Raw genomic sequence first — 17,065 nt, 5'->3', positions numbered from 1 at the left:
GGCTTCCGGCTAAAATCTAATGGGCGCGATGGCCGCGCTTATGCCGCGGCCGCACGAGACCCGATTTTCGGGCGATTTCGAGGCCCAAAACACGAGATCTCGCCACTCCGAAAAGCCGAGATGAAGACCGTCATTCCGCCCGGCACCTGGAGTGTGAGGAGGCTTTAGGATCGGCGTGGCGGCCAGGCGCGGAGAAGGGCGCCGGCGGCGCCTCCGACAGGATCGGTCTTTGGAAGCGGCAGGTTGGCGATCCTGGCGAGCTGCGCCTCGCTCGCCGGCCCCGTCTGGATATCCGCCTTCTGCCCGGACGGGTAGGCGCCGACGACCAGGAAGTCCCGGCTGGCGTCGATCCGCATATGGCCGGTGCCGGCGGGCAGGATCAGGCAGTCGCCGGTATGGACGCTGAGTTCCGTGCCGTCCGGCCCGCCGATCAGCAGCCGTGCCCGGCCGCCGGCGATGCCCAGCACTTCGTGGGCGCCGGTGTGATAATGCTGATAGTCGAAGACGCCATTGCGCCAGATCCCCTCCCAGCCATTCTCTCGGAACCGGCTTTCGAACTTCGGCGCCATCTCGCCTTCCGCCGGAATGACGTTACGATAGACCAGCACCGGCAGTTCGGGATTGTTCGGCACCCATTCGCTGGGCTCGAAGAGAACAGTTTCGAGGGTGGTATCGGCAGTTGGGCTCATGGCATCGAGGCTCGGCGGGGTGATCTTAATGCTTCGGTTCACGGCCGAAATCCTTGCGAAGCTCATCCTTGGCCTTATCCAGCGTCGCGCGTCGCGATTTCGAAAGCTGGCCGCCGGCGCGGTTGATGTAGAAATTCAGCATCGACATCGCCGATTGCAACGGGCTCGACTTGCGGCGATGACTCTCCTCGGCTGAGTGCTGAAGGGAGTCGGCGATCTTTTTCGGGCTGCGCGATTTGAACACGCCGTCCTTCAGGTCCATCGCATCGCTGTGTTCGGTCACGTCCTGGGACCATTTCTTCTTGGGCATGGAAATCTCCCGTGGAAGATTGGATATCCTCCCGAACCTGCCGCTGCCGGCAAGGTTCCCGCTTATCGTGCCGCGGCCGTCGTATTGCGCACCACGAGATGGGTTTCCAGCACGTAGCGCACGTCACGGATGGCACGCGACTGCAGCATGTCGAGGAGCAGCGAGACGGCCACCCGGCCGGCTTCCGTGGACCGATTGGAGACCGATGTCAGCGCCGGGTAGGTGACGGCGCCAAGCACGTCGTCGCAGCCGATCAGGCTGAAATCGCCGGGCACCGAGACCCGCTTTTCGGAAAGGCCGGCCAGCACGCCCTGCGCCGTCAGGTCGTCGAAGGCGACGGCCGCCGTGGCGCCGGTGGCAAGGATGGCGCTCACCGCATTGCGGCCGGAATTGTAGCTCGCCAGCACCGCCGGGACGGTTTCGACCACGATATCCAGCTTTGATGCGGCGGCCTTGATGGCGGTGCGGCGCTGCTTGTTCGACCAGGAATTCGACGGGCCACTGACATAGACGATCCGGCGATGACCGAGCCTGGCGAGATGCTCCACCGCCTCGCGGACGCCCGATCCGCTGTCGATCAGCACCCGCGGAATGCCGTCGACATCGCGGTTGATCAGCACCAGCGGCAGCAGGTTTGCGTGGGCGCGGATGCGCTCGTCCGAAAGGCGGGAGGAGGCGAGCACCAAGCCTTCCACCTGGCCGGCGAACCGGCCGACCAGCTTGTCCTCCTGCGTCGGGTTCTCCTCGGTATTGCCGAGGAAGATGCAGAAATCGGAACGATCCGCCTCCAGTTGGGCCGCCTGGATCAGCGGCGGAAAGAACGGGTTGGCGATATCGGGTACGATCAGCCCGACATTGCCGTGCCGCCCGGTGCTGAGTGCCCGCGCCGTGTGGTTCGGCACATAACCGAGCGCTTCTGCCGCCTTCATGATGCGGGTCACGGTTTCCGGGGAGAGCATGTCCGGCCGCGTGAAGGCGCGCGAGACGCTCGAACGCGCGACGCCTGCCGCATCCGCGACCTGGCTGATGGTGACGCCCTTAGTCCGCTTGATCATGAAAGTTGAGAACTCGCCCGTTTGGCCTGGCACTTAGCATGAAGTCCGCGGCGCTATCAATTCTGCCCGCAATTCGACTTGCAGACTGATATTCCTCCACTTGACATGCAACCGGTTGCATGGAAGTCTTTCACCACAGAGAAGGGATCTGCAACGGATGCGGCGAGCGAAGCCCGCCTGCTGGTGCGACCCTGCAGACATGGAGACCGCGTTGACCATCGCCACCGCCCATCGTCCTTCGCCGCATACGCGGCGGACTTTCGACCGCCTCTCGGTCGAAAGCTTTGCAACACGGGCCGAGATGGGCGCCGCTGCGGCCGCCGACATTGCCGCCGCCTTGACCGAGCGCCTCGCCAGCCAGGCCGATGTCAGAATGATCTTTGCCGCTGCCCCCAGCCAGGCCGACATGCTGAAGGCGCTCTGCGCCGTGCCGGGCATCGACTGGGGTCGTGTCGCCGCCTTCCACATGGACGAATATATCGGCCTGTTGCCGTCTTCGCCGGCGCGTTTTGCCAACTGGCTGAACGAGCATGTGTTCGGCAAGCTGCCGTTCGCCGCCGTGCACCGCATCACGCCCGAGCCGGATGCCGGCGCCGAAGTGCTCCGTTATTCCGACTTGCTGAACGAGGCACCAATCGATTTCGTCTGCCTCGGCATCGGCGTCAACGGCCATATCGCCTTCAACGACCCGCCAGTTGCCGATTTCAACGACCCGCTGGACGTCAAGATCGTCGAACTGGACGACATCTGCCGCCAGCAGCAGGTCGATGACGACTGTTTCGCCGATCTCGCGTCCGTCCCCAACGAGGCGATCACGCTGACGGTGCCGCGCCTGCTCAGAGCCGACCGGATGTTCTGTGTCGTGCCGGGCGCCGTCAAGCGCGACGCCGTTTCGAAGACGCTTTACGGCCCGCTGACCACCGAATGCCCGGCAAGCGTCCTGCGCTTCCACGCCGCCTGCACCCTTTATATCGACAAGGATTCCGACCCCGATGCCTGATCACCCCGTCATCGATGCGGACGCGCTCTGCGAAGGTTATCTTGCCTCGACCCAAGCCCTGATGCGGCGGGTTCTGGAGGAGGAAAAGACCTCGCTCGACCAGGCCGCGGCAAAACTCGCCGACCAGATCGCCGCCGACCGGTTGGTGCATATCTATGGTCCCGGCGGCCATTCCAACCTCGCCTCGCAGGAGGTCTTCTTCCGTGCCGGCGGGCTGATGCATATCAGCGCCATCCTCGACGAGGGCACGCTGCTGTCGAACGGCGCGCTCCGCTCCATGGCGATCGAGCGCACGCCGGGTTACGGCAAGGTGGTGATCGCAAACCAGCGGCTCGGCGACACCGACCTGCTGATCCTCGTCAACGCCTATGGCATCAATGCCGCGCTGATCGATGCGGCGCTGGAAGCCAAACGCCGCGGCGCTTTCCTGATCGGCGTCAGCTCCCGCGAACATGCCTCGAAAACCTCGCCGGATCATCCGGCTCGCCATCCGACCAGACAGAACCTTCACGACATTGTCGACATCGCCATCGACTGCAAGGTGCCGATCGGCGACGCGGTCGTGACCGTCCCCGGCATGGGCGAAAACATTGCGGCGATCTCGACCTTCGCCAATGCCTTTACGCTGAACTGCCTGGTGATCCGCACGGTGGCGAAACTCGTCGAACGCGGCATCGAGCCGCCGGTCTGGCGCAGCGGCAATGCGCCGGGCGGCGACGAGGCGAACGGCCGTTTTATCGCCAATTTCCAAGGCCGGGTGAGGGCGCTCTGACCATGGTCGTCGACGGTATCGATCCCCGCACCGGCAAAGGTTTTGCGATCGAACTCGCCGACGGCAGGATTGCCGCCATCCGCCCGGCGGAAAATACCAGTCCATTTTATCTCTCCGCCGGGTTGATCGACCTGCAGGTCAACGGTTATTGCGGCTTCGACCTGAACAATGGCGAAATCACTCCCAACATCCTCCTCTCGCTCTGCGAGGAACTGCTGAGCGTCGGCGTCACCACCTTTTTGCCGACCATCATTACCGCCTCCGAGGCCTCCATTCTTCAGGCCCTTTCCGAAATCGCCCGGATTCGCGCCGGCCACCGGCTGATCGCCGAAATGGTGCCGGGCATACATGTCGAAGGCCCATCGATCTCCGACAAGGATGGCCCGCGCGGCGCCCATCCGCTGGCGCATGTCCGTCCGCCGTCGATCGAAGAGTTCGACCGTTGGCAGCGCGCATCCGGCAATCTGGTCTCGATGGTGACGCTTGCGCCGGAACATGAGGGCAGCGTCGATTACGTCCGCGCTCTCACGGCCCGCGGCGTTCACGTGGCGCTCGGCCACACCGCCGCGACCTCGGAGCAGATCCATGCGGCAATAGAGGCGGGCGCCACTCTCTCCACCCATCTTGGCAACGGCGCCGCCGCCATGCTGCCGCGCCATCCGAATTTCATCTGGGCGCAGCTTGCCGACGACCGGCTGACGGCAAGCTTCATCGCCGATGGCTGGCACCTGCCGGCCGATACGTTCAAGGCCATGCTGCGCGCCAAGGGTTTGGAGCGGGCGATCCTCGTCTCTGATATGGTCGCGCTCGCCGGCATGCCCGCCGGCATTTACGACCAGCCGGTCGGCGGCCGCGTCGAGGTGTCTGCCGAAGGCCGGATCAGCGTTGCCGGCACGCCCTATCTCGCCGGCGCCAGCCTGCCGCTTTCGGCCAATGTCGCGATCGCATCCGAGATGGCCGGTCTTCCGCTCGCCGATACGCTTCTGCTCGCAACGGCAAATCCGGGCCGTTTCGTTGGGGGGCGAGGACGGCTGGAAGTCGGCGCGCGGGCCGATCTCGTCCGTTTCGAATGGTCAGTAGGCGAGCGGGAATTGTATATCCGCGAAACCTGGGTCGGCGGCGAGAAGGCTTATTGCGCATGATCCAGGCCGGAGCCGCTATCGTCGATATCACCCCGCCGCCCGGTCTTGCGATGTCCGGCTTTGCGGCCCGCACCCTGCCGGCCAGGGGCGCTCATGATGCCCTGACGGCGCGCGCCGTGGTGGTTGGCGATACGGCAGTCGTTATCGCCGATGTCATCGGTCTCGACGCCGCGACGAGCGACCGGATCCGCAAGCGCTGCGTCCTTCCGGCGGATAACGTGGTGGTCGCAGCACTCCACAATCACGGCGGTCCGGTTTCCATGGCCGGCCGGCTCAGCATCGCCGCCGATCCCGCCTATCTGGAGCGGCTGGAAGACGCCTGCATCGCCGCCATCGACAAGGCCGCCGCCGCGCGTCGGCCGGCAACAATCACTGTGGGGCAGGGAAGTGATCCGGGGATTGCGCGCAATCGGCGCCATCCCGGCGGACCCGTGGATACTTCCCTGCCACTCCTTCGCATCCGCGCTGCGGATGGCAGCATGATCGCCGTCGTCACCGCATATGCTTGCCACCCGGTGGTGCTGGCGGCCGACAATCTCCTCTGGACGGCCGATTATCCGCATTTCGTGCGGCAGGCGCTGGAAGAAGCCTATCCGGACGCGGTTGCCCTGTTCATGACCGGCTGCGTCGGGGACGCCAATACCGGCCATTCGGCGCATGCCTCGATCTCGCTTGCCGCAAACCCGGATCGCAGCTTTGCTTCTGCCGAACGGATCGGCCGCAAGATCGCCGAGGCGGCGTTTGGCGCTGAGGAACAGCCGGTCTCGGAGACATTAAGCGCCCGCAACGGCACCGTCAGTCTCGTCTTCGCGCGCCGCGAGGCCGAAGCCCCCGACTTTCTCGAAAACCGCTGGCGGGAAGAGGCTCTGAGCGCCGAACCCGCCCGCAAAAGCTTGCTTGGCTATTGGGCCGATTGGGCGCGCGACATTGCGCCTCGAAAGCCCGAGCCGCTTGCAGCCCGCGTGACCGTGCTCGATTGGGGCGGCGTGCCGATCGTCGCGCTGCCGGGCGAGATCTTTGCGGAGACGGCGCTGACGATCCGAGCCGCACTTGGCCTGGGCAAGCCAGCCTTCGTCATCGGCTTTGCTGACGACAATCCAGGCTACATCCCGCCGGCCAGCGAATTCCAGTTCGGCGGCTACGAAGTCGACGAGGCGCATCGCTATTACGGCCTCGCCGCGACCTTCGCGCCGGGCTCGGCGGAAGCGCTGGCGGCCCGCGCCATCGAACTCGCAAAAGCCACCTCCAGTGGAAGCGGGGCAGCATGAGCCGATGGGCTGCGAGAAACGATCCGATGCTTGACACGCAACCGGTTGCATGAGAGCTTTTTATCAACAACAACAAAGGGAACAGGGACATGAAAAACAGATCAGCAAAGACCAGGATTTCGACCCGCGCGCTGCTTGTGAGCGCGGCATTCGGCGCAGCCCTTCTCTCGGGCGCGTCCACCGTTTCGGCCGAAACGCTGACGGTCTGGAGCGGTTATCCGGAAATGGCGCCTTTCTACGAACATGTCGCGCAGGGCATGAAGGCCGCCTATCCGAAACTCGAGGTAAAGGTCGAGGCGATCGCCCTTCGCGAACATGAAAAGCGCGTCGCGCTCGGCCTCACCGGCGGCCAGGACGGCACGACGGTCATCGAGCTCTCCGGCTCCACCGCCACCCGTTACCTCGAAAACGATCTTCTGCCGGAAGCGCCGGCCGATATCTCGACCTTCGTGAAGGACCCGAAGAACTTCGACAAGTTCTTCAGCGATACCGCAGGCCAGGGCGGCAAGATCTACGGCGTGCCACTCTTTCGCGGCCAGGGCGCGCTTTATTATAACACCGACATGTTCAAGGCTGCGGGGCTGACTGCCGCGCCGAAGACCATGGAGGAATATTCGGCCTATGCCGAGAAGCTGACCAAGCGCGATGCCTCCGGCAAGGCGACGGTGTCGGGCTGGAGCATGCGTCTCTCGGGCGGTGGCCAGGGCATTGCCGAGAAATTCTGGATCAACATGCATCAATATGGCGGTGCCATCCTGGTTCCCGCAGGCGAAGGCAAGTGGAAGCCTAATTTCGCCAATGAAGCGGGCCGCAAGGCGCTGAAACAGTATCTCACCAACATCTTCACCACCAAGACGGTCACGCCGGAAATGCCGGCCGATGCTGACGCCTTCGAGCGCGGCCAGACCGCCATGTTCATCCGCGAATCCTGGGTGATCGGCGACATTGCCAAGAAGGCGCCCGATCTGAAATACGCCACCGCGCCGCTGCCGAAGGGTTCGATCGCGCTGCCGACCAACCTCTATGTTGCCGGCAAGGGCGCCGATGCCAAGGTCGGCTGGGAATTCGCCAAGGCGGCCAATTCGCCGGACAACCTCGTCTGGCTGCTCCAGAACGTCGGCTGGCTGCCGAACCGTTCGGGTGTCGATTATTCGGCCGTCACGTCCAAGCAGCCAGCCTTTGCCGCCTTCGTCGATTATCCGAAAGGCTACGAGTTCTTCACGCTGCCGTCGATCGGCCCGATCGAAGAGATCCTGACCCGCGTTGCTGCCCAGCTCGTCGTTGCCTTCGGCGACGCGTCCATGGCCGGCGACGATGCAAAGATCGACGCCTTCCTCAAGAAGACCAGCGACGAAGTGAACACCATCCTCGCCCGCGAAGGCCTGGCTGCGAAATAATCGCCGGCACCACTCGCCAATCGCATGGGCCCGGAGCATCATTGCTCCGGGCACTTTAACGGGGGTCCAGGGTCCGACCCGCGCCGCGGCCGAACCCTGCTGTCTACAGGCCAAATTTATGCTGAAGCGCAAAAGATGGATTTTTGCGATCCTTGCGATTTTGCCGACCCTGGCACTCTTTGCCTATGTCCGGCTTTATCCGATCGCCGACACGCTGAGGCTCAGCCTTTTCAAGTGGGACATCCTGTCGAAGAACAAGCCCTTCGTCGGCCTCGCGAATTTCCGCGAGCTGACAGGCGACCACCTGTTCATCGATGCGCTGGTCAACACCACGATCATCGCCTTCGGCGTCTTGATCCTGACCATCCCGATGGCGCTGGTCATCGCCGCGCTGATCTTCCACCGCACCCGCTCTCGGATGGCCGGTTTTTACGAGACCGCGGTCTTCATTCCGCATGTCGTGTCTCTGGTTCCCGCCGCCATGGCGTGGAAATGGATCTTTGATGCCCGCCTCGGGCCGCTCAACGCGCTTTTGACCTTCTTCGGCATCCCGGCACAATCCTGGCTGTTCGATCCGGTCCTGTCGGTCATCTGCATCATCGTGCTCTGCTCCTGGCAGGCGCTGGGATATGCGGTGCTGATCTATATCGTCGGTTTCAAGAACCTGCCGGTCTCGCTTTATGAAGCCGCCAAGCTCGATGGTGCCTCCGGGCCGCAGAGCTTCTGGTACCTGTCGATCCCGATGCTGAAACCCATCACCCTCTACGTCTCGGTCGTGACGCTGGTCTCCGGTTTCAACGTCTATGCCCAGGCCTTCGTACTGGCGTCCGATGCGCAAGGGGCGCCCGGACGGCAGGTGCGGGTGCTGGTTCTCGACATGCTGGAAAACAGTTTTCGCAATTACCGCGTCGGCTACGCAGCCTCCGAAGCCGTCGTGCTTCTGGTCATCGTGCTGGGGCTGACGCTCATCCAGTTCTCGATGCTGCGGGAAAGGGGCAAGGCATGACCACCAACACCGTGAACTATGTCGAGCCGACCACCGAAGAGCTTGCCGAAGGCCTGCGCCTGCGCCGCAAGAAGCGGGTGATGAACTTCGCAATCGACGTGTTCCTGATCATCGTCTCGATCCTGATGCTGCTGCCGCTGGTCTTCCTGGTCGCCAACGCCTTCAAGACGCCGGCCGAAATGCTCAGCTGGCCGCCGACCATCATCCCGCGCGACCCGACCATCGCCAATTTCTCGGCCGTGCTTGGTGAAACGCCGCTCCTGCGCTGGATCGGCAACAGCATCGCCTTTGCGGTGATGTCGACGATCGCCATCGTCGCGACGTCCGCGATCGCCGGTTATGTCTTCGGAAAATTCCGCTTTCGGACGCTGAACATCCTCTTCGCGCTGTTCCTCGCAACTGCCATCGTGCCGTTCGAGGTCTACATGATCCCGCTCTATTTCCAGGCAAAAAGCCTCGGCATCCTCAATTCCGTCTGGGGCCTGCTGCTCGGTTATCTGGTGATGAGTTTCGGCATCTTTTTGATCCGCCAGAACGTCATCCACTCGATCCCCGACGAACTGCTGGAAGCCGCCCGCATCGACGGCGCCGGCGAGTTCTGGATTTTCCTGCACATCGTCCTGCCGCTCTTGCGCGGCGCACTCGGCGCACTCGCCGTGCTCGCCTTCTTCCAGGCCTGGACCGCCTTCGCCTGGCCGATGATCGTTACCACGACCCGCACCAGCTATACGATCGAGGTCGGGCTGGCGCTGTTCCAGACCGGCTTCACGGTCGATCTCGGCCGCCTCAGCGCCGCCTCCGCCACGGTCCTCATTCCATCCATCCTGCTCTTCGTCGTCCTGCGCCGCAACTTCGTGCAGGGTGTCGCCAGCACCGGCCTCAAGGAGTGACCATGGCGCTGGATTTTTTCGCGGAAGCCCGCACCACCTATGCCGCAGCCAACGCTGGCACGCTCTACTGGATGCTGCAGCGGCCGATGCTCGGCGGCGGGTTTCTGAACACCAAGCAGAACAGCCTGACGCTGAAGGATTATGGCGCGGAGGACGGCGTCCGTGGGCCTGACTACACCTATGGCTGGATCCAGGGCCGCGGGCTGGAGGCCTTGGTCGGACATGCGGAGTTCTTTGAAGACGAGCTGCCGCCGCTCGCCAAAAAGCTCGATGCCGCCGGCCGCCGTCTCTACGAACTACTGGCCGCCTTGCAGAAGCCGGATGGCCACGCCTATTTCTGCTACGACCGCGACATGCAGGCCGTTTATACGGATCAGTCCAACGTTCTCCATGTTCAGGAAAAACCGGCGCTGATCTACACCTATTCCGACGCCTTCGTGGCCAAGGGGCTGGTCGCCGCCGCCAGCCGTTACGGTCTGCCGGAAATCGCCGACCACCTCGTTTATTTCGACAGGGTGATCACTGCCATCGAAACCGGCCGTTTCCAGATGGACGAACGCCGGCCGCTGTCGCTCGACAGCCTCGCCGCGCAATCCGACGATTTCGGCCCGCGGATGATCCTGCTCGGTGCAGCCGGCATGCTGAAACGCGCCGGCCACACGGCGCATCTTGCCTTTGCCGACCGTTTCATCGCCCATGTCATCGACAGGCACTATGACGCCGCAACCGGTCTGCTGCGCAACGTACCAGGCGAGGATAACTGCAATGTCGGCCACGGAATCGAGTTCGTCGGCTTTGCGCTCGACTACCTCGACGACACCGCCGACCCGGCCCTGATCGACAAACTGGAGCGCATCCTCGTTTCATCCTTCAAGAAAGGCTTCGTCAGCCCCGGTATCACGCTTACGGTGTCCATCAAGACCGGCGACGCGCAGAGCCCCTATTGCCCCTGGTGGTCGCTGCCGGAAACGATCCGTTCCGCCGCCCTTGTTCATGAGCGCACCGGCAGTGCCGAAAGCCTCGATGTCTGGAAAGCCGCCCACGCCACGTTCTTCGAGCGCTACTGGCGCGGCACCCCGCCGATCGCCTACCAGACCAAAACGAAGGACGGCCCCGTCGATTTCGTGCCCGCCACGCCGGATCTCGATCCCGGCTACCACACCGGCCTTAGCCTGCTCGCAGCCATTCACGCCGCAGATCGGCTGAAGCCCCAAACCCGAACAGTTTCAGGATAAGTACATGGCTTCCGTTGAAATCCAGAACGTCCGCAAGGCCTATGGCGACGTCGAGACCATCAAGGGCGTGTCGGTCGACGTGCCGGATGGCGCGTTTGTCGTCCTTGTCGGCCCCTCCGGCTGCGGCAAGTCCACGCTGTTGCGGATGATCGCCGGCCTCGAAGACATCTCCGGCGGCACGATCCGCATCGACGGGCGCGTCATCAACGAGGTCGAGCCGAAAAACCGCGACATCGCCATGGTTTTCCAGAATTATGCGCTTTATCCGCATATGACGATCGCCGAGAACATGGGTTTTTCGCTGCGATTGGCCAAGAAATCCAAGGAGGAGATCGCCGAGCGGGTCACCGACGCAGCGCGTATCCTGGGGCTCACCGATTACCTCAAGCGTTACCCGAAACAGCTCTCCGGCGGCCAGCGCCAGCGCGTCGCCATGGGCCGCGCCATCGTCCGCAACCCCAAGGTTTTCCTGTTCGACGAGCCGCTTTCCAACCTCGACGCCAAACTGCGCGTCCAGATGCGCGCGGAACTCAAGGACATCCACGCCCGCATCAAGACCACCACCGTCTACGTCACCCACGACCAGATCGAGGCGATGACCATGGCGGACCGGATCGTGGTGATGCGGGATGGCATTGTCGAGCAGGTCGGCGCGCCGCTGGAGCTCTACGACAAGCCGGTTAACACCTTCGTCGCCAGCTTCATCGGCTCGCCCTCGATGAATTTCCTCTCCGGCACGGTGGCTGAGGATCGTAAGTCCGTGCTGACCGAAAACTGCGTCCGCCTGCCGCTCGGCCCGGAGGCTTCCGCTCCCCCCGGCACCGCTGTCAGCTACGGTATCCGGCCGGAACATCTCGCCATCGCCTCCGGAAACGAGGGCATTCCGATGACGGTCGCCAATATCGAGCCGACCGGCTCGGAAACCTTCGTTCAGGGCACCGTCGACGGCCAGAAATTCTCGGCGCAGCTGCGCGAGCGGCTTTTCATCAAGACCGGCGAAGTGCTCAATCTGGCGCTCGCGCCCACCAACAGCCACATCTTCGATGCCACCACCGGCATGCGGCTCGGCTGACAAGCATAAGGTAGCAATAGGATGGAACAGACTTGGCGCTGGTTCGGGCCGGACGATACGGTCACGCTTTCGCATGTGAAACAGGCCGGCGCGACGGGCATCGTCAGTGCGCTGCATCACCTCAACGATGGCCGGGTCTGGCCCGACGACGAGATCGCCAAGCGCAAGGCGATCATCGAGGCGGCGGGGCTCACATGGTCGGTGGTGGAAAGCATCATCGTCCACGAAGACATCAAGACCCGCACCGGCCGGTACCGCGAGCTGATCGACAACTACAAGGCCTCGATCCGCGCCGTCGCCAAGGCCGGCATCAAGACGGTCTGCTACAATTTCATGGCGATCACCGACTGGACGCGCACAGATCTCGAATACGAGATGCCGCATGGCGGCACGGCGCTGCGCTTCGATGTCGTCGAGTTCTGCGCCTATGATGTCTTCATGCTGAAGCGTCCCGGCGCCGAAGCCGATCATCCGGCCGACCGCGTCGCCAAGGCTCAAGCCTGGCTGAAGACGGCGAGCGAGGGCGATCTCGCCCGACTGGAACGCAACCTGATCGAATGGGTGCCGGCCCGCGAATTCGTCTATGACCGGCAGAGCCTCAACCGCATGCTGGATATCTACAAGGAACTGCAGGAAGGCGGATTCCGCGAAAACCTCTTCATGTTCTTAGATGAGATCATCCCCGTCGCCGAAGAGGCTGGCGTCAGGATGGCGATCCATCCGGACGATCCGCCGTTCCCGCTGTTCGGCCTGCCGCGCGTCGTCTGCAAGGCTTCCGACGCACGCGCACTGCTAGCGGCCGTCAAGTCGCCCTCGAACGGCATTACGCTCTGTACCGGCTCCTATGGCGCCAATCCGGAGAACGATCTGGTCGCGATGGCGAAGGAGTTCGCAAACGACATCCATTTCGCCCACCTGCGCAACGTCACCAAGGAAGGCGACGGCTCCTTCCATGAGGCCGAGCATCTGGACGGGGATACGGACATGGTGCGGGTCACCATGGCGCTGATGGCTGAAGAGAAGCGCCGCGAGGCCGAGGGCAGGGTGGACTGGCAGATCCCGATGCGACCGGACCACGGACACGCGATCGTCGACGACATAGGCAGACGCGTCAATCCCGGTTATTCCTGCATCGGGCGACTGAAAGGACTGGCGGAGCTGCGCGGCATCATGCGCACGCTCGAAGTTCTCGGCTGACAGCAGATCTTGAGGGGGAGGATAATATGACGAAATTGAAAGTAGCAATCATCGGGCTCGGCATGGCAGCAGGGCACCATGCTCGCTCCTTGCTCGACCTGTCGGACCGCATCGAATGCGTCGCCGCCTACAGCCAGACCGCAGCCCGTCGGGAAACCTTCGCCGCCCAATACCCCACGATCCCTACGACCGGCGATCTCGACGCCATCTTCGCTGACACATCGATCGAGGCGGTGCTGATCCTCACCCCGCCGAGCAGCCATCTGGAACTCGTAGAGCGCTGCGCGGCGGCGAAAAAGCATATCCTGCTGGAAAAGCCGCTTGATATCTCGTTCGAGCGCTCGGAAGCGATCGTCCGTGCTGCGAGGCAAGCGGGTGTGCTGCTGGCCATGGTGCTGCAGAACCGTTTTCGCGCGGCGGCGCTGAAACTCGACGAGATCGTCAAATCCGAGCGGTTGGGGCAACTGATCGAGGCCTCCGTTGCGATCCGCAATTGGCGACCCCAGAGCTATTACGACGTCGAGGGCCGCGGCACGATGGCACGCGACGGCGGCGGCGTGCTGCTGACCCAGGGCATCCACACGATCGACTTGCTGCTGAGTTATGCCGGTACCCCGAAAGACGTCTGCTCCTTCGTCCGCACCAGCCCTATCCATGCGATGGAAACCGAGGATCTGGTGACGGCGACCTTCGCGTTCGAAAACGGGGCGATAGGGACGCTCAACGCCACCACCTGCGCCTATCCCGGCCTGCCGGAGCGCATCGAGCTGCTCGGCACCCACGGTACGGCAGTCTTGACCGGCGATATGCTGAAAGCCGCCTTCATGGACGGCACCAGCATCACGGAAGGCGGCGAGAAAACCGGCAGCGGAGCAGGGGCCAACCCGATGGCCTTCGGCCATGAAATGCACCGCGCCCTGATCGGGAATTTCATCGATGCGGTTCGAACCGGTGCACCGCTGCGCGTCACCGGCGAAGATGCGCTCAAGGCTCACCGCTTCATCGCGGAAATCCTGGCTGCCGGCCGGTAGACCGTCTCAGAGGCCGGCTGCCTTGCGCAGCTCCTCGGTCATTTTGGCCCGCCAGTCCTTGCCGGACGCCTTGAATTTTTCGAGCACGTCCGGATCGAGCCTGAGCGTCACGGCCACCTTCGGCGCCTCAAGCTTCGGCCGGCCACGAGCGGCGATCGCCTGTTCCATTTTTGCGGCGATCTCGGGAAACACTTCTCGGAACGGCCGGGCGCTCTTCAACTCCTCCTCCGTCCAGGGAGGATTGTCGGAGACTTCATCCCAGTCTTCCTTGGTGTAACCACGGCCGGGTTGGAATTCTTTCTGTTTCTGGGCCTTGATGTTCATTCGATCAGGCTCCTTTCATCCTTTCGGGCGGGACGCATCGAAATGACCGACAGCGCTTCCGAACCGAGTTTCACGAAGATCGCTGCGACTACGCCGTCTTTCAGGCGACCAATGGCTTTCATCCGGCCATTTCTTGCAGGCACGATGGCCGAGGTTAGAAAAAAATCGAAATAAAGATCCGCGAAATCGAGATTGTGCTTCTCGATATTCGCCAGCCGCTTCGTCTCGTCCCAAATGATCTTCAACTATTATCCGTACACGAAAAATCGCCGCCCGACAACGAGCGACGATGGAACGGTCCGAAACCTTTTGCAACCCTAAGGATTGAGGGCGATCAGCAGATCACCGTTTCGGCGATCTTGATGCCGAAACCTTCGAGGCCGACATAGTGGCGCTCGCTGCGGGTCAGCAGCTTGATCGAGGTGACGCCGAGATCCTTGAGGATCTGCGCGCCGAGGCCGATTTCCAGCCATTCGCTCTCGCGGGCCTGAGCTTCGGCATGGCCCTCCTGGTCCTGACGCAGCTTGCGACCATGATCCTTCTGGCCGACCCCGACCGAGCCTTCGCGCAGGTAGATGATCACGCCGCGACCCTCTTCCTCGATTTTCGCCATGTAACGATCGACCGAGCGCTGCGTGCCGAACACGTCACGGGTGACGTTTTCGAGATGCAGGCGGACGGGGATATCGACGCCGTCGCGGATGTCGCCGAAAATCACCGCTACATGCTGCATCGGGTCCCAGGGCAGCGAATAGGCATGTGCCTTCGCCTTGCCATGCGGTGTCTCGACGTCGAACGACGTCTGCAGCTCGATCAGCGTTTCCTTGCGCTGGCGGTAGGCGATCAGGTCGGCGACGGAAACCTGCTTCAAGCCATGTTTCGCGGCAAAGTCGGTAACCTGCTGGCCGCGCGTCACGGTGCCGTCATCGTTGACGAGTTCGCAGATGACGCCGATCGGCGGAAGGCCGGCGAGCCTGCAGAGGTCGACGGCCGCCTCCGTATGACCGGAGCGCATCAGCACGCCGCCTTCGCGGGCGATCAGCGGGAAGATATGACCGGGCCGCACGAAATCGCTCGCGCCGACATTCGGATTGGCGAGATTGCGAACGGTCAGCGTCCGGTCCTCGGCCGAAATGCCGGTCGTCGTGCCGTGCTTGAAATCGACGGTGACGGTGAAGGCGGTCGTATGTGCGCTGTCGTTTTCCGCCACCATGGCATTGAGGTTGAGCCGTTTGGCCTCCTCGCGCGGCATCGGCGCGCAGACGATGCCCGACGTGTGGCGCACGATGAAGGCCATCTTGTCCGGCGTGCAATGGACTGCGGCGACGATAAGGTCGCCTTCGTTTTCGCGGTCGTCGTCATCGGTGACGACGACGATTTCGCCGGCTTCGAAGGCGCGGAGGGCGTCGACGACGCGCTTCTGATCATAGGCCATGGATGTTGTTTCCTAGAGATTTCGCCCGGTAATACTGGAGCCAATCTGGGCCCGGTCGCGGAGATAGTGATCGGCAATCGCGCATGCAACCATCGCCTCGCCGATCGGTACGGCGCGGATGCCGACGCAAGGGTCGTGGCGGCCCTTGGTGCGGACTTCGACATTGTTGCCGTCGACGTCGATCGAGCGCTGCTCGGTGAGAATGGAGGAAGTGGGCTTGATCGCGAAGCGGGCGACAACCGCCTCGCCGGTCGAGATGCCGCCGAGAATGCCGCCTGCATGGTTGGAGAGGAAAATGCGCTTGCCGTCATTGCCCATGCGCATCTCGTCGGCGTCTTCCTCGCCGGAAAGTTCGGCGACACCGAAACCGTCGCCGATCTCGACGCCCTTGACGGCGTTGATCGACATCAGAAGGCTGGCGATATCCTGATCGAGCTTGCCATAGACCGGTGCACCGAGGCCGGCGGGCACGCCTTCGGCGATCACTTCCACCACGGCGCCGATCGAGGATCCGGCTTTGCGGATGCCGTCGAGATAGTCTTCCCAGACGGGCACCATCGCCGCGTCCGGGCAGAAGAACGGGTTCTGGCCGACCTGATCCCAATCCCAGTTGGCACGATCTATTCTGTGCTTGCCGATCTGGATCAGCGCGGCGCGGATTTGGACGCCCGGTACGATCCTGCGGGCGAGCGCGCCGGCGGCAACGCGGGCTGCCGTCTCGCGGGCCGAAGAACGGCCGCCGCCGCGATAGTCGCGGATGCCGTATTTGACGTCATAGGTATAGTCCGCATGGCCGGGACGGTAGCGGCGGGCGATCTCGCCGTAGTCCTTGGAGCGCTGGTCGGTATTCTCGATCAGCATGGAGATTGGCGTACCGGTCGAGATCATCGTCTCGCCGTCGGCATCCATCATCACGCCGGAGAGTACCTTGACGATGTCGTCCTCGCGGCGCTGCGTCACGAAGCGCGACTGTCCGGGCTTGCGCTTGTCCATCCAGGCCTGGATTTCAGCCAGCGTGAAGCGGATGCCGGGCGGGCAGCCGTCGACCACGCAGCCGAGCGCCGGGCCATGGCTTTCGCCCCAGGTGGTGACACGGAAAAGGTGACCGAAAGTGTTGTGCGACATGGCGTTACAGGACCAGCTGTGGCGGAGCTGGCCTTTCGCCAACTTCTGACGCGGTTGTCATATGGAAAAGGTTGCCGGGCGACAAGTCTTTCTTGGCAGAACTGTCGCGCCGGAAAT

Annotated in this window: 18 protein-coding genes; 11 read left to right on the top strand and 7 right to left on the bottom strand. The window is 63.1% G+C overall.

The genetic code is table 11. From position 1 onward, the window contains the following. Positions 1-164: 164 nt before the first annotated feature. From AC1D3C_RS21800 to AC1D3C_RS21790, 3 genes are read right to left on the bottom strand one after another with little or no spacing between them, the layout of a single operon-like run. Entirely contained in the window at positions 165-689 is a 525-nt protein-coding gene (locus AC1D3C_RS21800; protein WP_477484347.1) for a cupin, read from the bottom strand. Between the two features lie 25 nt (positions 690-714). Next, positions 715-1,005, bottom strand: a complete 291-nt coding sequence (locus AC1D3C_RS21795) for a DUF3175 domain-containing protein (protein WP_477484346.1) — start codon at positions 1,003-1,005, stop codon at positions 715-717. Between the two features lie 56 nt (positions 1,006-1,061). Further along, positions 1,062-2,054 (bottom strand): LacI family DNA-binding transcriptional regulator, encoded by a 993-nt coding sequence (locus AC1D3C_RS21790; RefSeq protein ID WP_477484302.1) that lies wholly within the window; start codon positions 2,052-2,054, stop codon positions 1,062-1,064. Between the two features lie 211 nt (positions 2,055-2,265). On the opposite strand from AC1D3C_RS21790, the gene AC1D3C_RS21785 reads away from it, so the two are divergent. From AC1D3C_RS21785 to AC1D3C_RS21735, 11 genes are all read left to right on the top strand, one after another. Next, entirely contained in the window at positions 2,266-3,054 is a 789-nt protein-coding gene (locus AC1D3C_RS21785; protein WP_477484301.1) for a 6-phosphogluconolactonase, read from the top strand. Further along, positions 3,047-3,826 carry a sugar isomerase domain-containing protein gene (locus AC1D3C_RS21780; protein WP_477484300.1) on the top strand — a complete coding sequence of 260 codons (780 nt, stop codon included), beginning with the start codon at positions 3,047-3,049 and terminating at the stop codon, positions 3,824-3,826. Before AC1D3C_RS21785 ends, AC1D3C_RS21780 begins: the two co-directional genes overlap by 8 nt. Positions 3,827-3,828: 2 nt before the next feature. Beyond that, positions 3,829-4,968, top strand: a complete 1,140-nt coding sequence (locus AC1D3C_RS21775) for an N-acetylglucosamine-6-phosphate deacetylase (protein ID WP_477484299.1) — start codon at positions 3,829-3,831, stop codon at positions 4,966-4,968. Continuing rightward, a complete protein-coding gene (locus AC1D3C_RS21770) occupies positions 4,965-6,236 on the top strand; it encodes a neutral/alkaline non-lysosomal ceramidase N-terminal domain-containing protein (protein ID WP_477484298.1) in 1,272 nt (423 codons plus the stop codon). Before AC1D3C_RS21775 ends, AC1D3C_RS21770 begins: the two co-directional genes overlap by 4 nt. Before the next feature lie 89 nt (positions 6,237-6,325). Then, on the top strand, positions 6,326-7,633 hold the full coding sequence (locus AC1D3C_RS21765) for an ABC transporter substrate-binding protein (RefSeq protein WP_477484297.1): 1,308 nt from the start codon (positions 6,326-6,328) through the stop codon (positions 7,631-7,633). A 118-nt stretch (positions 7,634-7,751) separates the two neighbouring features. Further along, a complete protein-coding gene (locus AC1D3C_RS21760; protein WP_477484296.1) occupies positions 7,752-8,639 on the top strand; it encodes a carbohydrate ABC transporter permease in 888 nt (295 codons plus the stop codon). Continuing rightward, positions 8,636-9,529: a carbohydrate ABC transporter permease gene (locus AC1D3C_RS21755; RefSeq protein WP_477484295.1), complete on the top strand. Its 894-nt coding sequence runs from the start codon at positions 8,636-8,638 to the stop codon at positions 9,527-9,529. The genes AC1D3C_RS21760 and AC1D3C_RS21755 overlap by 4 nt, the downstream gene beginning before the upstream one ends. Before the next feature lie 2 nt (positions 9,530-9,531). Further along, a complete protein-coding gene (locus AC1D3C_RS21750) occupies positions 9,532-10,764 on the top strand; it encodes an AGE family epimerase/isomerase (RefSeq protein WP_477484294.1) in 1,233 nt (410 codons plus the stop codon). 4 nt (positions 10,765-10,768) lie between these two features. Beyond that, positions 10,769-11,836, top strand: coding sequence for an ABC transporter ATP-binding protein (locus tag AC1D3C_RS21745; RefSeq protein ID WP_477484293.1), 1,068 nt, complete (start codon positions 10,769-10,771; stop codon positions 11,834-11,836). A 21-nt stretch (positions 11,837-11,857) separates the two neighbouring features. After that, a complete protein-coding gene (gene uxuA / locus AC1D3C_RS21740; RefSeq protein ID WP_477484292.1) occupies positions 11,858-13,033 on the top strand; it encodes a mannonate dehydratase in 1,176 nt (391 codons plus the stop codon). Between the two features lie 26 nt (positions 13,034-13,059). Next, positions 13,060-14,064, top strand: coding sequence for a Gfo/Idh/MocA family protein (locus AC1D3C_RS21735; protein ID WP_477484291.1), 1,005 nt, complete (start codon positions 13,060-13,062; stop codon positions 14,062-14,064). A 6-nt stretch (positions 14,065-14,070) separates the two neighbouring features. On the opposite strand, the gene AC1D3C_RS21730 is transcribed toward AC1D3C_RS21735, so the two are convergent. From AC1D3C_RS21730 to aroC, 4 genes are all read right to left on the bottom strand, one after another. Continuing rightward, on the bottom strand, positions 14,071-14,388 hold the full coding sequence (locus tag AC1D3C_RS21730; RefSeq protein ID WP_477484290.1) for a BrnA antitoxin family protein: 318 nt from the start codon (positions 14,386-14,388) through the stop codon (positions 14,071-14,073). Beyond that, on the bottom strand, positions 14,385-14,633 hold the full coding sequence (locus AC1D3C_RS21725) for a BrnT family toxin (protein WP_255758844.1): 249 nt from the start codon (positions 14,631-14,633) through the stop codon (positions 14,385-14,387). The genes AC1D3C_RS21730 and AC1D3C_RS21725 overlap by 4 nt, the downstream gene beginning before the upstream one ends. 89 nt (positions 14,634-14,722) lie before the next feature. Next, positions 14,723-15,823: a 3,4-dihydroxy-2-butanone-4-phosphate synthase gene (ribB, locus tag AC1D3C_RS21720; RefSeq protein WP_038540584.1), complete on the bottom strand. Its 1,101-nt coding sequence runs from the start codon at positions 15,821-15,823 to the stop codon at positions 14,723-14,725. Positions 15,824-15,835: 12 nt separating this feature from the next. Further along, positions 15,836-16,948 (bottom strand): chorismate synthase, encoded by a 1,113-nt coding sequence (aroC, locus tag AC1D3C_RS21715; protein ID WP_477484289.1) that lies wholly within the window; start codon positions 16,946-16,948, stop codon positions 15,836-15,838. Positions 16,949-17,065: the final 117 nt, after the last annotated feature.

The organism is Neorhizobium sp. P1_A6 (assembly GCF_056406795.1).
Note: the sequence above shows the minus strand (reverse complement) of the source record. Positions and strands in the feature narration are given on the sequence as shown.